The following is a 22,074-nucleotide window of genomic DNA, read 5'->3' on the forward strand; positions in this document are numbered from 1 at the left end:
GCACTTATGAATCGACTGTCTCAACCGCCGTCAAGCCCCGCCCTGGTTGTGGAGGCTGTGGACTGGGCGATCAGGTCTCGGCGCAGCATCAGGGCTTTTCTTCCCGACCCCGTGGCCCAGGAAGACGTGGAAAGCATCCTCGATGTCGCCCGCTTCTGCGCGACGGGCGTGAACATGCAGCCCTGGCGTGTGCACGTGGTCACTGGCGACGCCAAACGGCAGCTGTCCAACGCCATAGCGGATATAGACAACGATCCCGCCCATGCCAACCAGCTGCTCGACCCCTACGAGTACTACCCCAGAGAGTGGGTGACGCCCTATGCGGACAGGAAAAAGAAAGTCGGCTGGGAGCTGTACGGGCTGCTGGGCATCGCCAAGGGCGACAAGCAACGCATGCATGAGCAGCACGGCCGCAACTACCGGTTCTTCGATGCGCCGGTAGGCCTGCTGTTCACCATCGACCGCGTGCTTCAGCAAGGAAGCCTGCTGGACTACGGCATGTTCCTGCAAAGCGTGATGGTGGCTGCCAGGGCTCGCGGGTTGCACACGTGCCCTCAGGCCGCCTTTCTGAAGTATCACCACGTCATCGCCGAAGTCCTTGGCATTCCCGACGAGCAAATGCTGGTCTGCGGCATGAGCCTGGGCTATGCGGACGCGTCCAGTGTCGAGAACGAGCTGGTCACCGAGCGCGAACCGGTCAGTGCATTCACCACCTTTCATCACAATAACAAAGAGACTCGCCCATGAAGCCTGTAGCCCTCAACGAGTGCCTCGACAAGACCCCGGCCAATCACCTCCCCCTGACCCCGTTGGGGTTTCTGGAAAGGGCTGCGTTGGCCCATCCGACACGGGCTGCGGTGGTGTATGGACCCATCACGCGGACCTGGGCGCAGACGCGCGAGCGCTGCTTGCGACTGGCCAGTGCTCTGGTCGCTCGAGGATTGGGCGCTGGCGATACCGTCTCCATCCTGTGCCCGAATACGCCGGCCATGCTCGAAGCGCATTTTGGCATCCCGTTATCAGGCGCAGTGCTCAACACCATCAACTGCCGGCTCGATGCCGAAGGCGTGGCGTTCATTCTCAGGCATGCCGAGTCCAAGGCCATTCTGGTGGATCGCGAATACGCAAGCCTGGTTGCGGCGGCGCTCGAGCGGCTGGATCAGGCGCTGATCGTGATCGATATCGACGACCCCTTCGCGCCGTTGGGGCCATCGATCGGCGTGGTGGGTTATGAAGAGCTGCTCGCCAACGGCGATCCGGACTTCGCCGGCGTCTGGCCTGTCGATGAATGGCACCCTATCGCCCTGAACTACACCTCCGGTACCACGGGCGATCCCAAGGGGGTCGTCACCAGCCACCGCGCGACCTATCTGATGAGCCTGCTGCAGATGACCAACTGGCCGCTGCCGCGTGCGCCGCGCTACCTGTGGACGCTGCCGATGTTCCACGCCAACGGTTGGTGTTTTACCTGGGCGATCACCGCAGCGGCGGGCACTCATGTGTGCATGCGCAAGGTCAGTGCCGAGGCCGTGTTCGATGCCATCGATACCCACGGTGTGGACCATTTCTGCGCCGCACCCGTGGTCATGGCCATGATTGCCGATGCGCGTGATCGCGAGGTGTTGCGATCACCTGTGCGCGTGCTCACGGCCGGCTCCCCTCCACCGGCTTCGGTGCTCGGCGCGGTGGTTGCACTGGGCTTCGACGTGGATCATGTCTACGGCATCACCGAGGTATCCGGCACCCCGGTGAGCTGCGTGTGGCAAGACGGCTGGGACGCGCTGACGGACAGCGAACAACGCGCATTCCGGGTTCGCCAGGGCACGCGAGCGGCAACGTTCGAAGGGATGATGGTGGCGGATCCGGACACCTTGATCGCGGTGCCGCACGATGGTGTCACCACCGGCGAACTGTTGCTGCGCGGCAATACCGTGATGATGGGATACCTGAAGAACGCGTCGGCCACCGGCAAGGCCTTCGTGGGTGGATGGTTTCATACCGGTGACATCGCGGTGGTGCATGAAGGTGGCTACGTGCAAATCACCGATCGTTCCAAGGATGTCATCATCTCAGGCGGCGAGAACATCTCCTCGATCGAAGTCGAGGATGTCATCCACTGCCATCCCAGCGTCCTGCACGCGGCTGTCGTGGCCCAGCCCGACGACAAATGGGGTGAGGTGCCATGCGCTTTCATCGAGCTGAAGGCCGGTGTCGCGGCGCCCACCGGTGCCGAGCTCATCGCGTTCTGCCAAACGCGCCTGGCCAGGTTCAAATGCCCGCGACAGGTCATCTTCACGGAACTGCCGAAGACGGCCACGGGCAAAATCCAGAAATTCGTGCTGCGCGAGCGTGCAGGCAGCAAGGCTGCCATCTCGAGGCTCGCGTCCGGAGGGTGAAGCCGTTCCTAGGTGTGCGTTCAATACAGAGGGGCAGTGTTCGACCCATCCTGAGCACTGCCTCCCCTGTTACCCATCAGTTGGACCCTGCTCGGTTTGAGTGCAGGATTCCCATTCTGGAGCACACTATTGCGCTCTCAAAAGCGCACCAACAAAAAATATTCAGTGAAAACATCCAGTTACTGACAGCGGCCTGATTATTGCTTCGTTTAGGGCGTCGCGCCCCACGCGACATCTGTTTCCTCCAGCGGCCCTCATGCCCTGGGCGACCCGGCCCCAACGATGCGGCTGCGGTCACAAGCGAAACGCTCGACACCCGTTCAGCCGACAGCGTCGTCGGTACGTGAGATCAGGCCCTACCCCCCTCGCCTGCATCTCATCCAGCCCCCACTCCATTCCTGTTTCCCGGTGCTTGCACGGGCAGCCCCTTCGGCTGTGCGCAAACCGGCAGGCGATGGCACGCAGGGCTGGTTCCAGGAGCACTGAGCATGGCTATCAATCGTCGTACCTTCCTGCGTTCGTCCGCCATTTCCGCTGCCGCACTGTCGGCGCTGAGCTTCAAGAGCCTGTCGGCCTTCGCCGCCGACGACGCCATCAAGATCGCCTCGCTGTACGACAGCTCGGGTGGCCTGGACATCTATGGCAAGCCGATCGTGGACGCGCTGACATTCGCCACCGAGGAACTCAATGCCCAGGGCGGCCTGCTCGGTCGGCCGTTGAATCTGATCAAGTACGACACCCAGTCCAACATGCAGCTGTATGCGCAGTACGCCCAGCAGGCGGCGCTCAAGGATCGCGCTGCCGTGGTGCACGCGGGCATCACTTCGGCGTCACGCGAAGTGGTACGGCCGGTACTGGACCGCTACAAGACGCTGTACTTCTACGACAACCAGTACGAAGGCGGCGTGTGCGATCGCAACTTCTTCGGCACCGGCGTGACGCCGGGGCAGACCGTGGAGAAGCTGGTGTCCCACGTGACCCAGAAGTGGGGCAAGAAGGTCTACATCGTGGCGGCGGACTATAACTACGGGCAGATCGTCACCGCCTGGGTGAAGAAGTACGTCGAGCAGGCCGGCGGTTCGAGCGTGGGTATCGAGTTCTTCCCGCTCGACGTGACCAACTTCGGCGCGACCATTTCGAAGATCCAGGAAGCCAAGCCGGACTTCGTCTGGTCGGCCCTGGTCGGCGGCGCGCACATGTCGTTCTACCGCCAGTGGAAGGCCGCTGGCATGACCGGCAAGCTGCCGATCGCCTCGACCACCTTCGCCGGTGGCAACGAGCACATCGTGCTCTCGCCCGAAGAGTGCAACGGCATCCTGATCTGCCAGAACTACGTGCAGGAACTGCAGACCCCGCTCAACACGGCGTTCGTCGAACGCTTCCACAAGCGCTTCGGCGCCGACTACCCGTACATCACCGAACTGGCCATGGGCGCCTACCAGGGCATGATGCTGTGGGCCGAGGGCGTGCGCCAGGCCGGTTCGATCGAACGCATGGCGGTCATCGAAGCGCTGGAGAAAGGCATCAGCCTGGACCTGCCCAGCGGCAAGGTCAGCATCGACCCGGCCACCCACCACTGCATTCTGGACGTGCACATCGCCGAGGTGCGCGATCGCCGCCTGGAGGTGGTTGAAAGCTTTGCCCAGCAGGCCCCTTCGGACACCGCCGCGGTTTGCGACCTGATCAAGAACCCCCGTGATGCCAAGCAATACAGCATCGCGCTGTAAGGAGACGGACATGGATTGGGCTGCGATTTTTTCCCTGCAGATAGTCGGCGCCATCGCCACGCTGGTGCTGCTCAGCATCGGCCTGGCGGTGGTGTTCGGCATGATGAAGATCATCAACCTGGCGCACGGCGAGTTCATGATGCTCGGCGGTTACGTGGCCGTCCTGGCCACCCACCACTGGCACGTGCCGATCTGGATCTCGATCCTGGTGCTGGCGCCGCTCACCGTGGGCCTGTTCGGCATGCTGGTCGAGCGCCTGCTGATACGCCACCTCTACGGCCGCATGATCGACACCATGCTGGCCACCTGGGGCCTGAGCCTGGGGCTGACCGGTGCGGCGACCATGCTGTTCGGCAACACCACGGTGGGCATCAGCTCACCGTTGCCGGGCATTACCCTGGGCGCCTATCAAACCAGTGGCTACGGACTGTTCGTGATTGCCGTGGCCGTGGCGGTCCTGCTGGGCCTGTGGGCGCTGCTGCGCTTCACCCAGTTTGGCCTGTGCGCGCGGGCGACCATGCAGAACGCCAAGATGGCCGCCGCCCTGGGCGCCAACCCCGGGCGCATCTACAGCCTTACCTTTGGCCTGGGTGCGGCTTTGGCCGGGCTCGGCGGCGCGGTCCTCGCGCCACTCACCGGTGTGATCCCGACGCTGGGCGCCAGCTACATCGCCAAGGCCTTCATCACCGTGATCGGCGGCGGCAGCGCGGTCATCACCGGCACGCTGAGTGCGGCCGGCGCGTTCGGCGTCATCAGCCAAGTGGTGACCTTCTTCAGTACCCCGGTGTTCGGTGAAGTGGCCCTGCTGCTGGCCGCCATCGTGCTGATCCGCGTGTTGCCCCAAGGCATCACCGGTCGTTTCTTTCGGAGGGCGTTCTGATGCCTGTCGCATTTCGTGATCTGCTGCCGGTGCTGGGCTGTGTGCTCGCGGCCGTGCTGGTCGGCGTTCTACCGCAGTGGCTGGACCTGTTCACCCTGCTCTCGCTGACCATCTACCTGGTCATGGCCTTGCTGGCGCTGAGCCTGGCGTTCATCTGGGGCTTTGGCGGCATCCTGTGTTTCGGCCAGGCTGCGTTCTTCGGCCTGGGCGCCTATGCCTATGCCATCGGCGTGCTGAACATCGGCGACAGCACCTGGCCGGTGCTGCTGGCTATTGCCGTACCCGCACTGTTCGCCGCGGCCATGGGCTACTTCATGTTCTATGGCGGCATCAGTGATGTGTACCTGGGCGTGATCACCTTGGCGGTGACGTTGATTCTGTTCAACGTGATGAACTCCACCTCGGGCAGCGAATACCACATCGGCAGCGCGCTGCTGGGTGGTTTCAATGGCATTCCGGCGATCCCGACGCTCAACGTGCCGTTCGATCCGCAGCGCGTGCTGGAACCTGAAACTCTGTTCCAGGTGATCGGCGGCGCCTTGATTCTCTGCTACCTGGGCCTGCGCGGGCTGCTCGCCAGCCGCTTCGGCAAGGTGGTCGTGGCCATCCGTGAAAACGAGCAGCGTGCCGGGCTGCTGGGCTACGACACGCGCCTGCACAAGCTGATCGTGTTCAGCCTGGGCGGCGGCATTGCCGGGCTGGCCGGATGCCTGTTCGCCAACTGGGGTGCGTTCGTCAGCCCGGGCGTGTTTGGCCTGGCACAGTCGGCGCAGATCATCATCTGGGTCATCGTCGGCGGCCGCGGCACCTTGTTCGGGCCGATCCTGGCGTGCATCGGCCTGCAGGCACTGATGGCGCGACTGGGTGAACAGCAAACGGTGGACAGCGGCCTGGTGCTGGGCGCGATTCTGCTGACCTTCGTCATGCTGCTGCCGCGCGGCCTGCTGCCAAGCCTGGGGGCTTTGGCCTCGCGCCTCTTCAAGCGCCGCCCGGCGCCCAGCCCTGTCGTGCCACCGGAGAGCGTCGTATGAGCGTGCTACTGCAAACCCAGGGCCTAGGCGTCAGTTTCGGGGGTGTTCACGCCGTCAAGGCAGTGGACTTCACCCTTCACAGCGGTGAGCTGCGCTGCCTCATCGGCCCCAACGGTGCGGGTAAAAGCACCTTTTTCAAACTGCTCAGTGGGCAGTTGAAGCCGACCCACGGCACCTGCCACTTTCAGGCCAGGCGCATCAGCGGCCTGCCCCCGCACCGCATCGCCCGCATGGGTATCGGCATCAAGACCCAGACGCCCAGCGTGTTCGACGGCCTGGATGTATTCGAGAACCTGCGGCTGGCCGCCAGCCGTACGCAGAGCGCCGATCAGGCCCGGCAAAGCGCCGAACACACCCTGCGGCGCATCGACCTGGCCGAGTACCGTCATCGTCTGGTCGGCGACCTGGCCCACGGTCAGCGTCAATGGGTCGAGCTGGGCATGATCCTGGCCTCGCGGCCGACGTTGGTGCTGCTGGACGAGCCGGCCGCCGGCATGACCTATCAGGAAGTGCGCAAGACCGCCGAGCTGATCAAGGAGATCAATGCACACAGCACCGTGGTGGTGGTCGAGCACGACATGGAGTTCATTCGCCTGATCGCCGGCACGGTCACCGTGTTCAACCAGGGGGCAATTCTCGCCCAGGGCAGCTTTGCCGAGGTGACCCAGGACCCGTTGGTGCGCGAAGCCTATCTGGGCAAACAGGAGATCAAACATGCTTGAAGTCAACGGATTGTGTTCCGGCTACGGGCGCGTGCCGGTGTTGCGCGACATCGGTCTGCGCAGCGCCACCGACAGCTGCATCGGCGTGCTCGGCCGTAACGGCATGGGCAAGACCACCCTGCTGCGCGCGCTGATCGGCGAGTTGCCGGCGCTGTCAGGCAGCGTGCGGTTCGCCGGCCACGACCTGAGCCGCGCCGATGCCAGCCAACGCGCACGCGCCGGCATCGGCTACGTGCCCCAGGGCCGGCAGATCTTTCCGTTTCTCACCGTGGGTGAAAACCTGCGCATGGGCTGCGTGAAGCACTTCGCCGAGGCCGGCGCCACCATCGAGCGGATCCTGACGTATTTCCCGCGGCTGCAACGGCTGCTCGACCAGCCCGGCGGCGCGTTGTCGGGCGGCGAACAACAGCTGCTGGCCCTGGCTCGCTGCCTGTGCGGCAACCCGAAGCTGATTCTGCTCGATGAACCGACCGAGGGCATCCAGCCCTCCATCTGCGACGAGATCATCGAAACCCTGCAGCGCCTGCGTCGCGAACAGGGCCTGGGGATCATTCTGGTGGAGCAGGACATCGACTTCCTGACGGCGCTGGCCGATCGCATCCTGATCATCGAGAACGGTCGACTGGTCGATGAAGTCGACCCTGCCAGCACCACCACCGAAGCGCTTGCCGAGCGTTTCATGGGCTTTCATTCTTAAGGATTCATCGTCATGTCCATTCAACGTCCAACCCAGGTCGAGCTTGCCGAAACCGGCAACCAACTGGGCCTGCATCTGCCAGCGCCGTTACTGGCGCAGTATGCCGACATCCTCGAAGCGGTCTGGCAGGACTATGACCGCCTGGATCAGCTGCAACCGGTCAGCCTGCCGCAGCGGTATCCCAGGAATGCCGGACAGATTCCCGCCCCGGCGCAAAACCCCTACAACGCCTGGTACGTGCGCACCGACCTGCACGGCGCTGCCGACGGCACCCTGAGCGGCAAGCGCATTGCCCTCAAGGACAACATCTGCCTGGCCGGTGTGCCCATGATGAATGGTTCGTCGACCCTGCAGGGTTACGTGCCCGATGTCGACGCCACCGTGGCCACGCGCGTGCTGGACGCCGGCGGCAGCATTCTGGGCAAGGCCCATTGCGAGTTTTTCTGCGTCTCGGGCAGCAGCCACACCAACGCCACCGGCGCGGTGCACAACCCGCGCAACCCAGGGCATTCGACCGGGGGGTCGTCGTCGGGGTGCGCCGCGCTGATCGTCGCCGGTGAAGTGGACCTGGCCATCGGCACCGATCAAGGCGGCTCGGTGCGCATTCCAGCGGCCTACTCGGGCATCTACGGCATGAAGCCGACCCACGGATTGGTGCCCTACACCGGCATCATGCCCATCGAAATGACCCTGGACCACGCTGGCGTCATGAGCGCCACGGTGGCCGACAACGCACTGATGCTCGAGGTGCTGGCCGGCGCCGACGGCCTGGATCCGCGCCAGGATCGGCAGATGCCGGTGCAGGCCTATACCCAGGCCCTGGGCGCAGGTGTTGCGGGCCTGCGCATCGGCGTAGTCAGCGAGGGCTTCGGCCACGCCAATTCCGAAGCTGATGTCGACGCCGCCGTGCGCCGCGCCGCCGGTCTGTTCGCCCAATGGGGCGCGCTGGTGGAAGAGGTTTCCATCCCGCTGCACGCACTGGGCCATGCCATCTGGACACCGATTGCCGTGGAGGGCACCACGCAGCTGCTGCGCGGCTACAATTACGGTTCCAATTGGAAGGGCTTGTACGTGGAGAGCCTGATGCGCGCGCAACAAGACTGGCAACAGCAGGCCGACGCCTTCCCTCACGATCTGAAAACCTCCCTGCTGGCAGGCCACTATGCCCATCAGCGGTTCGCCGGCCAGTACTATGCAAAGGCGCAGAACGCCGCACGCCAGCTGCGCGCCGCCTACGACGAGCAGTTGGCCCGCTACGATCTGCTGCTGATGCCGACCGTGCCGCTCAAGGCGCCCAAGCTTCCCGCAGTCGATGCCACACCCGCAACCTGGGTCACCCGTGCCCTGGAAATGAACGCCAACACCGCCCCGTTCGATGTGACCGGCCACCCGGCCCTGTCGATTCCCTGCGGGCTGGCGCAAGGGTTGCCGGTGGGACTCATGCTCATAGCCCGCGATTACCATGAGGCGACCCTTTACCAGGCTGCGCATCACTTCGAACAGCATATCGATTGGGAAAGCCTGACCTCATGAGCGGCGAAGACTACAAGGTAGGCCTGCTGTTTTCCCGGGCCAGCCTGACGGCGGCGTCGGAAACCGCCCAGGCCAACGCCACGCACTTGGCCATCGCCGAAATCAATGACAGCGGCGGCCTCGACGGCCGGCGCCTGCTGGCCATCGACGGCGACCCCGGCGCCGACCCGAACGATTACCGCGACAGCGCACTGCACCTGTGCGACCACCATCAGGTGCAGGTGCTGTTCGGCACGCACATGTCGAGCACGCGCAAGGTCGTGCTGCCGGTGGTCGAAAGCCGTCGGCGCTTGCTGTTCTATCCAACGTTGTACGAAGGTTTCGAATACTCGCCGTACTGCTTCTACACCGGCTCGGCCCCCAACCAGAACTCGCTGCAACTGGCCCGCTACGTCCTGCAGACCTATGGCGGGCGCGTGCTGTTCGTGGGCGGTTCGTATGTCTACCCCTACGAATCGAACCGCATCATGCGCGAGCTGTTCGAGCAGGCGGGCGGCGAGATCGTCGACGAGATCTACCTGCCGTTCCACGCCACGGCAGAGGATTTCGACCGGGTCATGCAGCGGGTGCGCGAGACCACACCCGACGCCATCTACTCGACCATCGTCGGCAGCGACATTCCCTCGCTGCACCGGGCTTACCGCCAGGCGGGTTTCGATCCTGCACGCCTGCCCATCGTCAGCCTGGCCACCAACGAGGTCGACGTGCAAGCCATGAGCGACGAGGAAGCCGAAGGCCACATCTCCGCCGCGCCTTGGTTCTCGACCTTGCAGACGCCGGCCAGCCAGGCGTTCGTGGCACGCTACCGTGCGCGCTTCGGCGAACACGCCGCGATTACCTCGGGTGCCGAAGCGGCCTACTTTCAGGTTCACCTGTTCGCGCAAGCCGCGCGCCGCGCGTCCGATGACTCAGTGCAGGCCCTGCGCGAAGCACTGGCCGGGGCAAGCTTCGAGGCGCCTCAAGGCACCGTGCAGATCGACGCCCAGACCCAGCACACCTGGCTGTGGCCGCGCATCGCCCGGCTCGACCAGCGACGGCGATTCCAGCTGGTGCTGGAGAGCGCCGAAGCCGTGCAGCCGAGCCCCTATATGGTCGACTACCAGATGGACGTGCAGCCATGACCTGCCGGAGGCCGAGATGACCAGCGCGCCGTCCCTGCTGCGCGAACTCAAGGGCCTGCGCGTACTGGTGATTCACCCACAGGACGGTGAGGCACGCATCGTGCTCGACCAACTGCAGCGCATCGGCTGCATCGTCGAACAACGCTGGCCGGTGCCCACCACGCTGCCCGAAGCGGTCGACGTGGTGCTGCTGGCCGTGGAACTGAGCCAGCGGTTGAACACGCAAACCTTGGTGGAAGGCCTGAGCGAGCAGGCGCCGCCAATCATCGCCGTGGTCGGTTACGAGAACCCGTCGATGCTGCAACTGGTGCTGGAGACGCAACCGGCGGCGGTCATCGAGCGGCCCCTGCGGCCCTTCGGCCTGCTGACCCAGTTGCTGATGGCGCGGGCCGCCTGGCGGGCGCGCATCGACATGCTCGCCGAGTTGCGCAAGCTGCAAAGCCGGCAACCGGCCGTGTCGAAAATCTCCATGGCCAAGGCGCTGTTGATGGCGCGCCATCGCCTGGGCGAGAACGATGCCCATCGGCGCCTGCAACGCGAAGCCATGACGCGCCGCACCAGCATGGAGGCCATCGCCCAGCAGATCATCGATGCCGATCAACCTGCCGAACCCGAACCGCCGCTGCCGTAGCCCTGCGCTGAAACAGCGCCCCCAACCACAAGAATACGAGGTCACCCCATGCAAGGATTCACCTTCAGCAGCACTGCCCACCTCATCTGCGCCACCGGCAGTGCCGCCGCCCTGGCCGAACAGTGCGTCAGCCGCGGCGCCCAGCGGGTATTGCTGGTCACCGATGCCGGCATCCTCAAGCACGGCCTGCTCGACAGCGTGCTGCCGGGCTTCGCCACTGCGGGCATCGAACTGGCGGTGTACAGCGACGTGCTCGCCGATCCGGCAGAGGCCCTGGTGCTGGCAGCCACCGAGCAGGCCCGGGGCATGCAAGCCGACCTGATCGTCGGCTTCGGCGGCGGCAGCTCCATGGACACCGCCAAACTGGTCGCCTACCTGGCACACCCTGGGCAGCGGCAGAGCCTGAGCGACATCTACGGCGTGAACCAGGCCACCGGCCCGCGTTTGCCATTGATTCAGGTACCCACCACCGCGGGCACGGGTTCGGAAGTCACGCCCATCTCCATCGTCACCACGGCCACCGGCAAGTCCGGCGTGGTGGCGAACCAGCTGTTGCCGGACCTGGCAATTCTCGACGCGCAATTGACCATCGGCCTGCCCGCCCCGGTCACCGCTGCCACCGGCATCGACGCCATGGTGCATGCCATCGAGGCCTACACCAGCAAGCACCGCAAGAACCCGCTCTCCGACCTGCTGGCGCGCGAAGCCTTGCGCCTGTTGGCGGCGAACCTGGAACGCGCGGTCAATAAACCGCAGGACCTGGAAGCCCGCCAGGCGATGTTGCTGGGTGCCTGCCTGGCCGGCCAGGCCTTCGCCAACGCACCCGTCGCGGCCGTGCACGCCCTGGCCTACCCACTGGGCGTCAGCTTCCACCTGCCCCACGGCCTGTCCAATGCGCTGGTACTGCAGCAAGTGCTGCGCTTCAACCTGCCGGCCGCCCAGGGCCTGTACGCCGAGCTGGCGCCCTTGGTGCTGGGCGATCGCCTGCAACCGGGCGATGCGGCGCAGCAGTTCATCGACGAACTGCTCAGGCTTCATATGGCCACCGGCCTGCCGCTGCGCCTGGGTGATGCCGGAGTGACCCGCGAGAGCCTGCCGGAACTGGCTCGCAGCGCAATGCTGCAACAGCGCCTGCTGGTCAACAACCCGCGCGAAGTCAGCGAGGCCGATGCACTGGCGATCTATACCGCGGCGTTCTAGGTCGCGGCCGAACACCGCGCCTCCCGTGCTGCACGGCAGACAGCCCCATACCAAGGGGCTGTCTGCCTGCGAGCAACCCATCGCATCAACTCCATCAATGTTTACTATCGTGAAAGTCCGCTTTCTTTTCGCGGTGCCAGACGTTTATATGCGCGACTTATAGCAACTGTCTCGCTTTGGAGCTTCACGTGTACGCCCGCCCTGATTTGAAATACTCGCTTCTGTTCGCTTTGGCCAAATGTTCGATTGCTGGCTTGTCGTTTGCCATGGTGTGGTTGGACATCGCAGTCTTTCATACCGATATCCTTGAAATATCGTTTACCGAGATCACCCAGGAGCTCATGCTCGCGCTGTGCGCCCTGTTGTTCTGGAGCGCACCGGGACCGGCCCGCAAAGGCGGCTTCGAATACCTCGCCGCAGGATTTTTCGCCTGCCTGCTGACCCGAGAGCTGGACGGCCTGTTCGACCCCATCAGCCACAGTGCGTGGCTGTGGCCGTTCCTGGCTATCGCTGCAGTCGCCATAGGCAAGGCGGCAAGTGCCAGGCACAGACGGCAAACCCTGCAGTCCCTGGGCGCTTTCCTGCGCACGCCAACGTTCGCCGCGCTGGCCACGGGCTTCGCGGTGCTGATCTTTTCCAGGATCTTCGGCATGGGTGCGTTCTGGCACCAGGTCATGGGTGACGGCTACCAGCGCCTGGCGAAAACCACGGCTGAAGAAGGTGTGGAGTTGCTGGCATATGGCATCTGGCTGTGCGCCAGCTTCGAGTATTGGGTCAAATGCCGGCTTGGCGAAAGCTGGAGTCCTCAAACCGCAACGTCTTGATGTGGAGTCCGCTGATGACTATTCGATCGCCCGTACTGTTCGTGTCCCACGGTTCCCCCATGTTCGCGGTCGAGCCCGGCCTGGCTGGCAAACACCTGGCCGAGCTGGGTCGTGAGCTGACGCGGCCCGACGCCATCGTCATTCTTTCCCCGCACTGGATGACCCGCGGCGACATCCGCGTGACCGCTAGTGCAGCCCCGCCGACGATTCACGATTTCGGCGGCTTCCCCGACGCCCTGTATCGGATTCAATACCCAGCACCGGGCGCACCGGCCCTGGCCGCGCGGATCGTCGACATGCTGCAGGCCGGCGGCTGGCAATCCCGCCTGGATGCCGAGCGGGGCCTGGACCACGGGGCCTGGGTACCGCTGCTGTATCTGGCGCCGGACGCGGACATACCGGTCATCCAAATTTCCATGCCCGCTGCGCTCGATACTCATCAGGCCTGGAAGCTCGGCCAGGCGCTCCAACCACTGCGCGACATGAACGTACTGATCGTGGCGTCCGGCAGCCTGACGCACAACCTCTACGAATTCCGTGGCGCAACGCCCCATGGCGCGCAATACGTCAAGGATTTCGCCGCCTGGACGGCGAAGACCCTGGCCTCGGGTGATCTGCACGCGCTGCTGGACTACCGGCAATACGCCCCCTCCGCAGAACGCGCGCACCCCACGGACGAGCACTTCATGCCGTTGTTCATCGCACTCGGCGCGGCGGGTGAGCAGTATGAAACGCGGGTGATCGAGGGCGGCGTGGAGTATGGGGTGTTGGCGATGGACAGTTATTTGTTCACGTAAAGCAGCAAGCGTGAGCTACACGGGCGGCCACTGGAATGGCCAGCCCTGCCGAAGTGGAACGTTCCGCTACCAATCCTCACTGCGCTCTGCGTGTTGGTGCAAGATTCGATACACCAGAATGGCATTGCCTTTCAGGGTGTAGATCGCACGGTAGGGATACTTCGCAAAGATCAACTCACGGCAATCGGGGATGCCCGACGCCTTGCCCAGTTGAGGAAACGCCTCCAGCTGGCTCAAACCATCCAACATCTGAAAAATGGTTTCTTCTGCTTTTTCAGGTCCTCTGAGCACTTCGTAGTGCTCATGAATACCATCGAGATCACTCGCCGCCTTGCTGGTTAATGCGACTTTCGGCACGCGCCACCCACTTAGCCTTTACGGCATCCAAATCGACCAGATTGCCTGCCTCTGCATCTGCGATGCCTTCGGCTACAGCACGGAAATGCCACGACTCGGATTCCACATAGCGAGCCAAAGCACGTTTCAAATGGTATTGACGATCTCGATCGGTGGCTTCGGCGAGCTGATCAAGCTGATCGATCAGCTCGGCTTCCACACGGAAAGAAAGAACGGGCGAACCCATGGCAGTACTCCTGGGACGTTTGTTTACGATGTATACGTTTACGCGCAACGTACACACTACCGATTGGAAGCTGCTTGAGCAATCCCTGTCGTGACTGATCCGGAAGTCAGCTGCTGCTTTCGAATACCAGGCTGCTGAAAAGCCTGGTGTGTACTGGTTAAATCACCACTGGCTGTACGGTATTACTTGCCAATTCGTCAGGTAGTTTCACTGCTACAACAACCCAGAGACCATACGGACATGCTCATCGACCTGCTGCCTGCCTTCGCCCTTTTCGCTCTGGTGTCGTCCATCACCCCAGGCCCGAACAACACCATGCTGCTGGCCTCGGGGGTGAACTTCGGTTTCCTGCGCACCATTCCCCATGCCTTGGGCATCAGCCTGGGTTTCATGCTGCTGGTGCTGGCAGTCGGACTGGGGCTGGGTGAAATATTCACCGCCGTGCCCTGGACCTACACCGCACTGCGCTGGATAGGCGCGGCCTACCTGCTTTACCTGGCATGGTGCATCGCCACCTCGGGCAGCATTAGCGAGGCGGGAGAACAGAACAGCACACCCATGACCTTCCTCGGCGCCGCCGCCTTTCAATGGGTCAACCCTAAAGCCTGGGTAATGGCGGTTGGCGCCATCACCACCTATGTGCCGGCGCAGGGTTACGTTTATAACGTGGTGGTCATCGCTGCGGTGTTTGCACTGGTCAATCTGCCGAGCGTGTGCGTCTGGGCCGGTTTTGGCAGCGTGTTGCGCAACGTCCTGCGCGTGCCGCGCTGGTTGCGCTTGTTCAACTGGGGCATGGCGGCGTTGCTGGTGCTGTCGTTGTATCCGTTGTTGCAGAGCCCGGCGCCGGTGTGAGGTGTTGGAAAGTCATCCGCGTATTAGCATTCCGGCGATGTATTGGGCTATTTCCTGATGGCCCAGTCTTAGGATATGCGGTATGTATGCGACGGTTTCACGACACGCTTTTGAGCTAGCATTGTAGATACTATGTTTATACAAAACGCTTGCGACTGACTCGACACGTATCTACAATGTGTACACTTTTTCAGGAGGTTGCCATGGAAGTCAAAGTGCAGCAGTGGGGCAATAGCGCGGCGATTCGCCTACCAGCAACTGTGCTCAAGATGATGAATCTGGTCAGCGGCGATGTGCTGAAACTCGATGTGTCCGCCGAGGTGATGACCCTCAAGCCTGCGAAAGCCAAGCCGCATTACTCGCTGGCCGAGCTGATGGCGCAGTGTGACTTGAGCGCACCGGAACCTGCCGACATGGCAGCGTGGAATGCCATGTCGGCCGTTGGGCGTGAGGCGTGAGGCGGGCCAAATTCAACCGTGGCGATATTGTGCGCCTGAACCTGAACCCCACCGCCGGCCGTGAGCAGCAAGGCGATTTTCGTCCAGCGCTGATCATTTCGCCTGCGGCCTTCAACGTATCGGGCTTGGTGCTGATCGCACCCATCACCCAAGGCGGGGATTTTGCCCGCCATGCCGGTTTTGCCGTGCCACTAAGCGGTTCCGGCACGGAGACGCAAGGCGTGGTGTTGTGCAATCAACTGCGCACCGTTGACCTTGAGGCTCGTGGAGGCAAACGCGTAGAGACGGTCCCCGAGGTGGTGATGGACGACGTACTGGCCCGCATTCAGGTGTTGATCGAGTAAGGAAAACAATACCAGCGCCGGCCCTCGCGGAAGAATCCATTGGAAAATACGCTGCACTATCGGCAGCGACACCCACCGGCCCACACTGGAAAGACCCATGAAATACAGCATCCTGGCTTCGCTATTGGCTTTGAGCCTGAACGCATCGGCCGCTCAACAGAGTCTTGATCTACCTAGTTGCGACATCAAAGCCCAGCGCGAGCTGGTGGGCGAAATAGGTGGCAAGATCACCGACCCTCGACAGGCCCACATCTCGGTACGAGCCAACATTCTGAGCGCGGACATCGGCACCACGCGAAAAGCCCGCAAGATCAGCCAAGCTCAAGCCGACCGTATGATCGAACGTGTCGAAGCCGTCCGTCATCAAACCGACCAATTCGTACATCAGCAGGGCTTCTTGAGCGCAGCGGAAAAAGCCAGTTTCGACCGAGAGTTCGACAGCCTCGCCATGCAGCTGTGCAAGTAGAAGGGTCGTGGTGAATAGGTCGATGGTATTCTCACAACGCGTATAAAACGCCCGACTCACAACACCGCAGCTCATCAAAGAAGAGCATCCGCAACCCAGCGAATCGATCGAAGAAGGTCACCTCATGAAACTGAAAGCTTTTTACTATTGCACTGCTTTCCTGTGCGCGGCTACGTTGGCTGGTTGCTCCACCAACACGGTCGTTACGTTGCAGGACGGGACGCAGTACATCACCAAGGATGTACCTGACGCCAAAACGAAAGACGGCTTCTATGAGTTCGAAGATGTTTCGGGCAAGCAGGTAAGGGTCAAGGCAGACGAAGTGGCTACCGTGAAGGAAGAGGATTGATCCTGCCGTAACGCCTGGCCCCGGCGACACAGAGGATCACCGCCACGGTGACGCCGAACATGCCAAGGCTGACCTGTTCGTGCAGCAGTACCGCGGCCAGTGCCAGGCCAAAAAATGGTTGAAGCAGTTGTAGCTGGCCGACAGCAGCGGTGCCGCCCTGCACCAGGCCGCGGTACCAGAACACGAAGCCGATCAGCATGCTGAACATCGACACGTAAGCCAGGCTCAACCACGCCGGTGTGCTGATGCCGGAAAACGAAGCGGGCGCCAACCATGCTGTCGGTGGCATCACGACCGGCAGCGCCAACACCAGCGCCCAGCAGATCACCTGCCAACCACCCAACGTTTTGGAAATTTTTGCCCCTTCGGCGTAGCCGAGGCCGCAGGCAAGAATGGCCAAGAGCATCAGAATGTCGCCGGTCGGCGAGGCTGTCAGCCCTTGGGTGACGGCAAACCCGACGACTATCAGACTGCCCAGCACCGAGAAAAACCAGAACACCGCCCCAGGGCGCTCACCACCCCGCACTACGCCGAACGCAGCAGTCGCCAGTGGCAACAGGCCAACGAACACAATGGAATGGGCCGACGTCACGTGCTGCAACGCCAGTGCAGTCAGCAGCGGAAAACCGATCACAACGCCCATTGCCACAATGATCAAAGGCAATAACTGCTGACGTGCCGGTCGCCGTTCCTTGAACAGCAAAAGCAGGCACAGCGCGAGCACGCCGGCGATGGCTGCCCGTGCCACGGTCAGAAATACCGGGTCGAATTCCAGCACAGCAATGCGAGTGGCGGGCAGCGAACCGCTGAAGATCACGACACCGATGAGACCATTGACCACCCCACTCGCGGGTTTTGCTGTCGCTTGGCTGTGCACGTCAGAGGTGCGTTCCATTGAGTGTCCACTCCATATCGGGTTGCATGTAGCGCATCGTATGACCGACTATCGTGACAATCAAAAAATTGTCATGGATACACTTCAAGATGGCTCGTCCCCGGTACAAGTCACTGGTAGATACCTTTGCAGCCGACATCCGCGCCGGGCGTCTACCTCCCGGCGCGCGCTTGCCGACACACCGCCAACTCGCAGCGACCCATGGATTGGCCTTGGTCACCGCCAGCCGGGTGTATGCAGAACTGGAGGTCATGGGGCTGGTCAGCGGCGAGACCGGGCGCGGGACGTTCGTGCGGGAAACCTCACTGCCGCCCGGCCAGGGTATCGATCAGCCGGACATCGCGGCAGGCGTGATCGACCTCAATTTCAACTATCCCGCCATGCCGGGGCAGGCCGAACTGTTGCGCAGTGCGTTGCGCCAACTGGCGTTGTCCGGCGATCTGGAAGCGCATTTACGCTATCAGCCACATGCGGGGCGCTTGCATGAACGGGCCTCGATCGCCCGTCATCTGATCCACCGTGGCGTCACGGTGGATCCCGAGCAGATTCTGATTGTCAGCGGCGCGCAACACGGTTTGGCGGTCAGCCTGATGGCATTGCTGAAACCTGGAGACGTGATCGCGGCCGATGCGTTGACCTATCCTGGATTCAAGTTGCTGGCCAAGACATTGCACCTTGAAGTGGTGCCCATTCCCGCCACCGCACAGGGGCCGGATCTCGATGCCCTCGCCTCGCTCTGCCGCCGTCGTTCGGTGCGCGCCGTGTACACTATGCCCACGTTGCATAATCCATTGGGCTGGGTGCTGCCTGCCGATCAGCGCGAGCGCTTGGTGGCGATCGCCCGCGCGCATGACCTGACGATCATTGAAGACGCAGCCTACGCGTTTCTGGCGCAAGATCCGCCGCCACCCATCATTGAGTTGGCGCCTGAAAGAACGTATTACGTGTCAGGGTTTTCCAAGAACATCGCCACCGGCTTGCGCGTCGGCTTCGTCGCAGCCCCTGTGCATCGAGTGGACGCATTGAAGCGCACGGTCAAGGCCACGACCTGGAACACACCCGGCGTCATGACCGCCATCACCTGCGCCTGGCTCGACGATGGCACGGTCGCCGCGCTGGAGACGCAAAAGCGCGCGGACGCGCAGGCCCGGCAGGCGTTGGCTGACACGTTGTTGTCAGGGTTGCCGGTGGTGCGCCATCCCTCTTCGTACTTTCTATGGCTGCCGTTGGCGGAGGATGCAAGGGCGGATCAAATCGCTCTGGAACTGATGCGCGAGCATGTGTCGGTCTCGACGGCCGAGCCGTTTTCGATCTCGGTTCATGTCCCTCATGCACTACGCCTGGCGCTTGGGTCGGTGAGCATGGACGCCCTGGGTGAGGCGCTGGGCACCGTGAAGCAGGTGGTGGGGGCGTATATCTGATCTCGTTCACCCAGGTACGAAAACGAGAGACCACGTCGTTCTACTCGACCGCCTCATGCGATATGAGGTCAGTTTGGGCGTGTGGCCATCAAACACGTTTGATTGCATACATAAAAGCAAAAACAGCCAGGACCTTGGAAGTTGCCAAAAACCCTTTAAGGGCCAAAGAATACCACTCTGTTCCTTCAACACAGTCCATGCACTGCAGCGACGCAGGCGAGCTTCCTGACTTGTTGAACTCCAGTTCGCGGCAGTAGCCATAAAACATGAACGACCAGAGAAGCATGACCGCGCCCAATGCTTTGATCTTGTCTCTGGATGAGTAGATGACCTCTGGCTCAAGAAGGTAAACCACGCCTGCCAAGACAAAAATCAACATGCCCACATAAGCCATTTTTTTTCGGCACCTTGGCGACGCCCGAAAATTGTTGAGTACATCGAAAGGATGAAATGTACGGTCCCTCTGTAATCTATCTTCGAGGGAAACCAAATAGCCGGAGCAAAAAGCAAGCATCCCAATAATAAGAACAAGGATCATATGAAGCCCCGCATTAGCAAAACTGGGCAGAACACCGATCTACCATTTCCCGATCAGGCTGTGGCTCCCACGACCTCAATACTAACACCGGTACCCGCCATCGGAATATGATGCGGCAGTGGTGTCAACGCCCCCTTCTCGCGCGATCTATCGCCCGGCTCGGGTGCTAAAATCCCTCGTCCCTGGACTCCGCCCGAGTGATGCACTCATGCTCCTGAATCTCGAAATCCGCAGCTATGAGTGTGAAAACCCTCATCAATCCCACGATCATGCTCAATTGGTCCTGCCGGTTCGTGGCCAGATGGAAATCGATGTAGACGGTCGCGGCGGGAGCATCGATCAGTCATTGGCCGCCGTGGTGAGGCCAGGCTCGGTGCACTCTCAGCTCAGCCGCGCAGACAGCTGTTTTCTGGTGCTGGACTGCGCGCCGGCTCTGCTGGAGACACTTCAGATGGAGCATCTGGCTCGAAAGACGTACGTACCTATCTCCCCTGCGACACGACGGCTCATCGAGTTCGCCGAGCTCATCGGCAACAAGCGACTAGCCTTGGACGCTCCACAGTTGAGCTCGCTGCTTCTCTCATCTCTCGGCCCTGACACCTACAGTTCCCCATCCGCCATCGAGCAACTGGTCGCTCGCTTGCGGGCTAACCCGGGGGCAAACTGGAGCAACGAGGTCATGGCCCAGGCTGCAAACATGAGCATGAGTCAAATGCACCAGCGATTTCGGCAAATGTTTGGAATGAGTCCTCAGGCCTGGTTGACGGGGTTACGCATCCAGGAAGCTCAGAGATGGCTGCGTAGCACTTCCTTGCCGATCGCCGAGATTGCCTTGCGTACAGGGTTTTCCGATCAGGCATCGCTGACTCGAACCATGCAACGTGTAAGCGCCGTCACTCCGGCGGTCTATCGCAAAGCGCAAAAGCATTCTGGGATAAAAATCCCGTAGTTACCGACAATACTCTCCTGGTTCGGCGCTTCAGACTTTCCCCGTTCAAGCTACGGAGCACGGGTGGAATGTTTACTGATCAGTCGCTGTTGAAGGGTATTGTTTATGGTGTTTGCGCGGGACTGTGCTGGGGAGTGATTTTTCTTGGGCCACAGCTCACGCAAGGCTTGAGCGGCCTGCAATTCGCAGTGCTTCGATTTCTTTTTTACGGTGCGATTTCAGCTGTTCTGCTTATGTCCCGGTGGCGGCAGGTGTGCGCAAACCTTACTCGAGCCGATTGGAAGTCACTCTTCTGGCTCAGCCTGATCGGGAATCTCGTTTACTACGCGCTGGTAGGTACCGGGGTGCAACTGGTGGGAATTGCGACGACGTCACTGATTGTCGGGCTCATCCCCGTGTTGCTGACCTTGGCAGGTCGGCACGACACCAATGCCGTCTCCCTGCGCAGACTTGCCCCCTCGCTGTGCTGCGCAATGGCCGGCGTTGTACTTATCAGTTGGCATGCACTGATCAATGGCGACACGCCTGAAACATCGACAGCCATTGCGGGTATTCTCTGCGCCACAGGTGCGTTGGTTGCGTGGACTTGGTTCGCCGTCCGCAATGCTCGGCGGCTGATTCAGCTCACCAGCATTTCCTCCAATGACTGGGCACTGCTGACCGGCATCATGACGGGCGCTCAGTCGTTGCTCCTGGCGGTGCCTGTGCTGGTTTTTCAGGCAGATGCCCATGGCAGTTCAGAATGGCTGCATTTTTTTCTGGTGGCCTGTGGTGTAGCCCTTCTTTCCTCGGTTATTGGAGGCGCGTGCTGGAATCAGGCAAGTCGGCTTCTGCCGTTGGCACTTAGCGGGCAAGTGCTGGTGATCGAGACGCTGGCAGCGTTGGCCTTTGGATTTCTATGGGAGCATCGGTTACCCGATACGTACGAGATAGCGGCCATTGCGTTGCTGGTCGCCGGGGTTGTCTGGTGTCTGAATTGTCATCGTGCTCCTCCTACACTTGCAAGCTGATCAAACCCGCTCGTGAACATGGGCAACGGATGTGCTGATCTGCCGAACTGACGGCCAAGCGAATTCAATCACTGACCGATGGACTTCGCAGCGTTGACCAAGCCATCCAGCCAGTCCTGATGGCCATTGATCATCGGATTTGGTTTGGCTTTGGCTAGATCCTGCGCAGGTTTGCCCTTCTGGGTCTCCTGGGTAAGGATGCGCACCCGTCCATGGGGCAGGTCCTCGATCAGCCAGGCATGGTGAACATCCAGACGTGTCTCGCCTTCACCCGCCCAACCATGCCAGGCAATCCGGCCAGGTTCGGTCGAGGTTGGCGGCACATGCTCGGTGCACAGCGCCTCGACGGGAAATCCGAACGTCTCGAAGTAGAAGCGCACGCCCTTGGCCAGATCCGGCCCAACGTGATCGTGAAAGCGCACGTTTGCAGAGTTCGCGTAGTACGAAGGCCACCGCTGGGCCTGACTCAACAGCGGCCACACCTGTACAGCACTCAAACCCGCAACGATCACTTCGTTGGAAACGAAGTTTTCAGTGAAACCGGGCAAAAAGCCCTCGGGCCAAATGATTTCGTTCATGGACGACTCGGTAGGTGATGGATGGAATAGCGCCATGATCGGTGTAAGCTTGGAATAACGCCAATCGCGATT

26 protein-coding genes are annotated in these 22,074 nt (G+C 61.8%); 21 read left to right on the top strand and 5 right to left on the bottom strand.

Annotation, left to right across the window (positions count from 1 at the left end; all coding sequences use genetic code 11):
- Nucleotides 1–6 precede the first annotated feature (6 nt).
- From ONG87_RS14085 to ONG87_RS14145, 13 genes are all read left to right on the top strand, one after another.
- Nucleotides 7–747: a nitroreductase gene (locus ONG87_RS14085; protein ID WP_122476147.1), complete on the top strand. Its 741-nt coding sequence runs from the start codon at nt 7–9 to the stop codon at nt 745–747.
- Nucleotides 744–2,396: an AMP-binding protein gene (locus ONG87_RS14090; protein ID WP_264381468.1), complete on the top strand. Its 1,653-nt coding sequence runs from the start codon at nt 744–746 to the stop codon at nt 2,394–2,396. Before ONG87_RS14085 ends, ONG87_RS14090 begins: the two co-directional genes overlap by 4 nt.
- Before the next feature lie 488 nt (nt 2,397–2,884).
- The gene (locus ONG87_RS14095; protein WP_122476150.1) at nt 2,885–4,123 is read left to right on the top strand and encodes an ABC transporter substrate-binding protein; all 1,239 of its coding nucleotides are present in this window, start codon (nt 2,885–2,887) and stop codon (nt 4,121–4,123) included.
- Between the two features lie 10 nt (nt 4,124–4,133).
- A complete protein-coding gene (locus tag ONG87_RS14100) occupies nt 4,134–5,003 on the top strand; it encodes a branched-chain amino acid ABC transporter permease (RefSeq protein WP_185794423.1) in 870 nt (289 codons plus the stop codon).
- Nucleotides 5,003–6,034, top strand: a complete 1,032-nt coding sequence (locus tag ONG87_RS14105; protein WP_192058061.1) for a branched-chain amino acid ABC transporter permease — start codon at nt 5,003–5,005, stop codon at nt 6,032–6,034. Before ONG87_RS14100 ends, ONG87_RS14105 begins: the two co-directional genes overlap by 1 nt.
- Nucleotides 6,031–6,756, top strand: a complete 726-nt coding sequence (locus ONG87_RS14110; protein WP_192058060.1) for an ATP-binding cassette domain-containing protein — start codon at nt 6,031–6,033, stop codon at nt 6,754–6,756. The genes ONG87_RS14105 and ONG87_RS14110 overlap by 4 nt, the downstream gene beginning before the upstream one ends.
- On the top strand, nt 6,749–7,453 hold the full coding sequence (locus ONG87_RS14115; RefSeq protein WP_185794420.1) for an ABC transporter ATP-binding protein: 705 nt from the start codon (nt 6,749–6,751) through the stop codon (nt 7,451–7,453). The genes ONG87_RS14110 and ONG87_RS14115 overlap by 8 nt, the downstream gene beginning before the upstream one ends.
- Nucleotides 7,454–7,465: 12 nt before the next feature.
- Nucleotides 7,466–8,986, top strand: coding sequence for an amidase (locus ONG87_RS14120; protein WP_264381469.1), 1,521 nt, complete (start codon nt 7,466–7,468; stop codon nt 8,984–8,986).
- The gene (locus tag ONG87_RS14125; protein WP_264381470.1) at nt 8,983–10,107 is read left to right on the top strand and encodes a transporter substrate-binding domain-containing protein; all 1,125 of its coding nucleotides are present in this window, start codon (nt 8,983–8,985) and stop codon (nt 10,105–10,107) included. The genes ONG87_RS14120 and ONG87_RS14125 overlap by 4 nt, the downstream gene beginning before the upstream one ends.
- Before the next feature lie 16 nt (nt 10,108–10,123).
- Nucleotides 10,124–10,738, top strand: coding sequence for an ANTAR domain-containing response regulator (locus tag ONG87_RS14130; protein ID WP_185794417.1), 615 nt, complete (start codon nt 10,124–10,126; stop codon nt 10,736–10,738).
- A 48-nt stretch (nt 10,739–10,786) separates the two neighbouring features.
- Nucleotides 10,787–11,938, top strand: a complete 1,152-nt coding sequence (locus tag ONG87_RS14135; protein ID WP_264381471.1) for an iron-containing alcohol dehydrogenase — start codon at nt 10,787–10,789, stop codon at nt 11,936–11,938.
- A gap of 188 nt (nt 11,939–12,126) precedes the next feature.
- The gene (locus ONG87_RS14140) at nt 12,127–12,762 is read left to right on the top strand and encodes a hypothetical protein (protein ID WP_192058050.1); all 636 of its coding nucleotides are present in this window, start codon (nt 12,127–12,129) and stop codon (nt 12,760–12,762) included.
- Nucleotides 12,763–12,776: 14 nt separating this feature from the next.
- Nucleotides 12,777–13,559 (top strand): class III extradiol ring-cleavage dioxygenase, encoded by a 783-nt coding sequence (locus ONG87_RS14145; protein ID WP_264381472.1) that lies wholly within the window; start codon nt 12,777–12,779, stop codon nt 13,557–13,559.
- 66 nt (nt 13,560–13,625) lie between these two features.
- On the opposite strand, the gene ONG87_RS14150 is transcribed toward ONG87_RS14145, so the two are convergent.
- A complete protein-coding gene (locus ONG87_RS14150; protein WP_122476170.1) occupies nt 13,626–13,916 on the bottom strand; it encodes a type II toxin-antitoxin system RelE/ParE family toxin in 291 nt (96 codons plus the stop codon).
- Entirely contained in the window at nt 13,879–14,142 is a 264-nt protein-coding gene (locus ONG87_RS14155; protein ID WP_122476172.1) for a CopG family ribbon-helix-helix protein, read from the bottom strand. Before ONG87_RS14155 ends, ONG87_RS14150 begins: the two co-directional genes overlap by 38 nt.
- A 240-nt stretch (nt 14,143–14,382) precedes the next feature.
- Here ONG87_RS14155 and ONG87_RS14160 point away from each other — a divergent pair, with 240 nt between their 5' ends.
- From ONG87_RS14160 to ONG87_RS14180, 5 genes are all read left to right on the top strand, one after another.
- Entirely contained in the window at nt 14,383–14,994 is a 612-nt protein-coding gene (locus ONG87_RS14160) for a LysE family translocator (protein ID WP_264381473.1), read from the top strand.
- Between the two features lie 203 nt (nt 14,995–15,197).
- A complete protein-coding gene (locus tag ONG87_RS14165; RefSeq protein WP_192137988.1) occupies nt 15,198–15,452 on the top strand; it encodes an AbrB/MazE/SpoVT family DNA-binding domain-containing protein in 255 nt (84 codons plus the stop codon).
- Nucleotides 15,449–15,796 (top strand): type II toxin-antitoxin system ChpB family toxin, encoded by a 348-nt coding sequence (locus tag ONG87_RS14170; RefSeq protein ID WP_185794411.1) that lies wholly within the window; start codon nt 15,449–15,451, stop codon nt 15,794–15,796. The genes ONG87_RS14165 and ONG87_RS14170 overlap by 4 nt, the downstream gene beginning before the upstream one ends.
- A gap of 97 nt (nt 15,797–15,893) precedes the next feature.
- Complete coding sequence (locus ONG87_RS14175) at nt 15,894–16,262, top strand: hypothetical protein (protein ID WP_264381474.1); 369 nt, start codon at nt 15,894–15,896, stop codon at nt 16,260–16,262.
- A 124-nt stretch (nt 16,263–16,386) separates the two neighbouring features.
- A complete protein-coding gene (locus ONG87_RS14180) occupies nt 16,387–16,611 on the top strand; it encodes a YgdI/YgdR family lipoprotein (protein ID WP_185794409.1) in 225 nt (74 codons plus the stop codon).
- Here the strand turns inward: ONG87_RS14180 and ONG87_RS14185 are convergent.
- A complete protein-coding gene (locus ONG87_RS14185) occupies nt 16,589–17,506 on the bottom strand; it encodes a DMT family transporter (RefSeq protein WP_264381475.1) in 918 nt (305 codons plus the stop codon). The genes ONG87_RS14180 and ONG87_RS14185 overlap by 23 nt on opposite strands.
- Before the next feature lie 89 nt (nt 17,507–17,595).
- On the opposite strand from ONG87_RS14185, the gene ONG87_RS14190 reads away from it, so the two are divergent.
- Nucleotides 17,596–18,927: a PLP-dependent aminotransferase family protein gene (locus ONG87_RS14190; protein ID WP_264382863.1), complete on the top strand. Its 1,332-nt coding sequence runs from the start codon at nt 17,596–17,598 to the stop codon at nt 18,925–18,927.
- An 88-nt stretch (nt 18,928–19,015) separates the two neighbouring features.
- Here the strand turns inward: ONG87_RS14190 and ONG87_RS14195 are convergent, their stop codons facing one another.
- A complete protein-coding gene (locus ONG87_RS14195) occupies nt 19,016–19,465 on the bottom strand; it encodes a hypothetical protein (RefSeq protein WP_264381476.1) in 450 nt (149 codons plus the stop codon).
- Nucleotides 19,466–19,673: 208 nt separating this feature from the next.
- On the opposite strand from ONG87_RS14195, the gene ONG87_RS14200 reads away from it, so the two are divergent.
- Both ONG87_RS14200 and ONG87_RS14205 read left to right on the top strand, forming a co-directional pair.
- Nucleotides 19,674–20,414 (top strand): AraC family transcriptional regulator, encoded by a 741-nt coding sequence (locus ONG87_RS14200; RefSeq protein ID WP_264381477.1) that lies wholly within the window; start codon nt 19,674–19,676, stop codon nt 20,412–20,414.
- A 68-nt stretch (nt 20,415–20,482) separates the two neighbouring features.
- A complete protein-coding gene (locus ONG87_RS14205) occupies nt 20,483–21,424 on the top strand; it encodes a DMT family transporter (protein ID WP_122713845.1) in 942 nt (313 codons plus the stop codon).
- A 68-nt stretch (nt 21,425–21,492) separates the two neighbouring features.
- Here ONG87_RS14205 and ONG87_RS14210 read toward each other — a convergent pair whose 3' ends face one another.
- Entirely contained in the window at nt 21,493–22,002 is a 510-nt protein-coding gene (locus ONG87_RS14210) for an SRPBCC domain-containing protein (protein WP_122713846.1), read from the bottom strand.
- Between the last annotated feature and the right edge of the window lie 72 nt (nt 22,003–22,074).

This window comes from Pseudomonas sp. MM227 (assembly GCF_947090715.1).
Taxonomy (GTDB): Bacteria; Pseudomonadota; Gammaproteobacteria; order Pseudomonadales; family Pseudomonadaceae; genus Aquipseudomonas; species Aquipseudomonas baltica.

Excerpts from the sequence above, each read along its gene's own strand:
- ONG87_RS14085 (WP_122476147.1), top strand. The coding sequence starts at position 7 with ATGAATCGACTGTCTCAACCGCCGTCAAGCCCCGCCCTGGTTGTGGAG.
- ONG87_RS14090 (WP_264381468.1), top strand. The coding sequence starts at position 744 with ATGAAGCCTGTAGCCCTCAACGAGTGCCTCGACAAGACCCCGGCCAAT.
- ONG87_RS14095 (WP_122476150.1), top strand. The coding sequence starts at position 2,885 with ATGGCTATCAATCGTCGTACCTTCCTGCGTTCGTCCGCCATTTCCGCT.
- ONG87_RS14100 (WP_185794423.1), top strand. The coding sequence starts at position 4,134 with ATGGATTGGGCTGCGATTTTTTCCCTGCAGATAGTCGGCGCCATCGCC.
- ONG87_RS14105 (WP_192058061.1), top strand. The coding sequence starts at position 5,003 with ATGCCTGTCGCATTTCGTGATCTGCTGCCGGTGCTGGGCTGTGTGCTC.
- ONG87_RS14110 (WP_192058060.1), top strand. The coding sequence starts at position 6,031 with ATGAGCGTGCTACTGCAAACCCAGGGCCTAGGCGTCAGTTTCGGGGGT.
- ONG87_RS14115 (WP_185794420.1), top strand. The coding sequence starts at position 6,749 with ATGCTTGAAGTCAACGGATTGTGTTCCGGCTACGGGCGCGTGCCGGTG.
- ONG87_RS14120 (WP_264381469.1), top strand. The coding sequence starts at position 7,466 with ATGTCCATTCAACGTCCAACCCAGGTCGAGCTTGCCGAAACCGGCAAC.
- ONG87_RS14125 (WP_264381470.1), top strand. The coding sequence starts at position 8,983 with ATGAGCGGCGAAGACTACAAGGTAGGCCTGCTGTTTTCCCGGGCCAGC.
- ONG87_RS14130 (WP_185794417.1), top strand. The coding sequence starts at position 10,124 with ATGACCAGCGCGCCGTCCCTGCTGCGCGAACTCAAGGGCCTGCGCGTA.
- ONG87_RS14135 (WP_264381471.1), top strand. The coding sequence starts at position 10,787 with ATGCAAGGATTCACCTTCAGCAGCACTGCCCACCTCATCTGCGCCACC.
- ONG87_RS14145 (WP_264381472.1), top strand. The coding sequence starts at position 12,777 with ATGACTATTCGATCGCCCGTACTGTTCGTGTCCCACGGTTCCCCCATG.
- ONG87_RS14155 (WP_122476172.1), bottom strand. The coding sequence starts at position 14,142 with ATGGGTTCGCCCGTTCTTTCTTTCCGTGTGGAAGCCGAGCTGATCGAT.
- ONG87_RS14160 (WP_264381473.1), top strand. The coding sequence starts at position 14,383 with ATGCTCATCGACCTGCTGCCTGCCTTCGCCCTTTTCGCTCTGGTGTCG.
- ONG87_RS14165 (WP_192137988.1), top strand. The coding sequence starts at position 15,198 with ATGGAAGTCAAAGTGCAGCAGTGGGGCAATAGCGCGGCGATTCGCCTA.
- ONG87_RS14175 (WP_264381474.1), top strand. The coding sequence starts at position 15,894 with ATGAAATACAGCATCCTGGCTTCGCTATTGGCTTTGAGCCTGAACGCA.
- ONG87_RS14180 (WP_185794409.1), top strand. The coding sequence starts at position 16,387 with ATGAAACTGAAAGCTTTTTACTATTGCACTGCTTTCCTGTGCGCGGCT.
- ONG87_RS14185 (WP_264381475.1), bottom strand. The coding sequence starts at position 17,506 with ATGGAACGCACCTCTGACGTGCACAGCCAAGCGACAGCAAAACCCGCG.
- ONG87_RS14190 (WP_264382863.1), top strand. The coding sequence starts at position 17,596 with ATGGCTCGTCCCCGGTACAAGTCACTGGTAGATACCTTTGCAGCCGAC.
- ONG87_RS14195 (WP_264381476.1), bottom strand. The coding sequence starts at position 19,465 with ATGATCCTTGTTCTTATTATTGGGATGCTTGCTTTTTGCTCCGGCTAT.
- ONG87_RS14200 (WP_264381477.1), top strand. The coding sequence starts at position 19,674 with ATGCTCCTGAATCTCGAAATCCGCAGCTATGAGTGTGAAAACCCTCAT.
- ONG87_RS14205 (WP_122713845.1), top strand. The coding sequence starts at position 20,483 with ATGTTTACTGATCAGTCGCTGTTGAAGGGTATTGTTTATGGTGTTTGC.
- ONG87_RS14210 (WP_122713846.1), bottom strand. The coding sequence starts at position 22,002 with ATGAACGAAATCATTTGGCCCGAGGGCTTTTTGCCCGGTTTCACTGAA.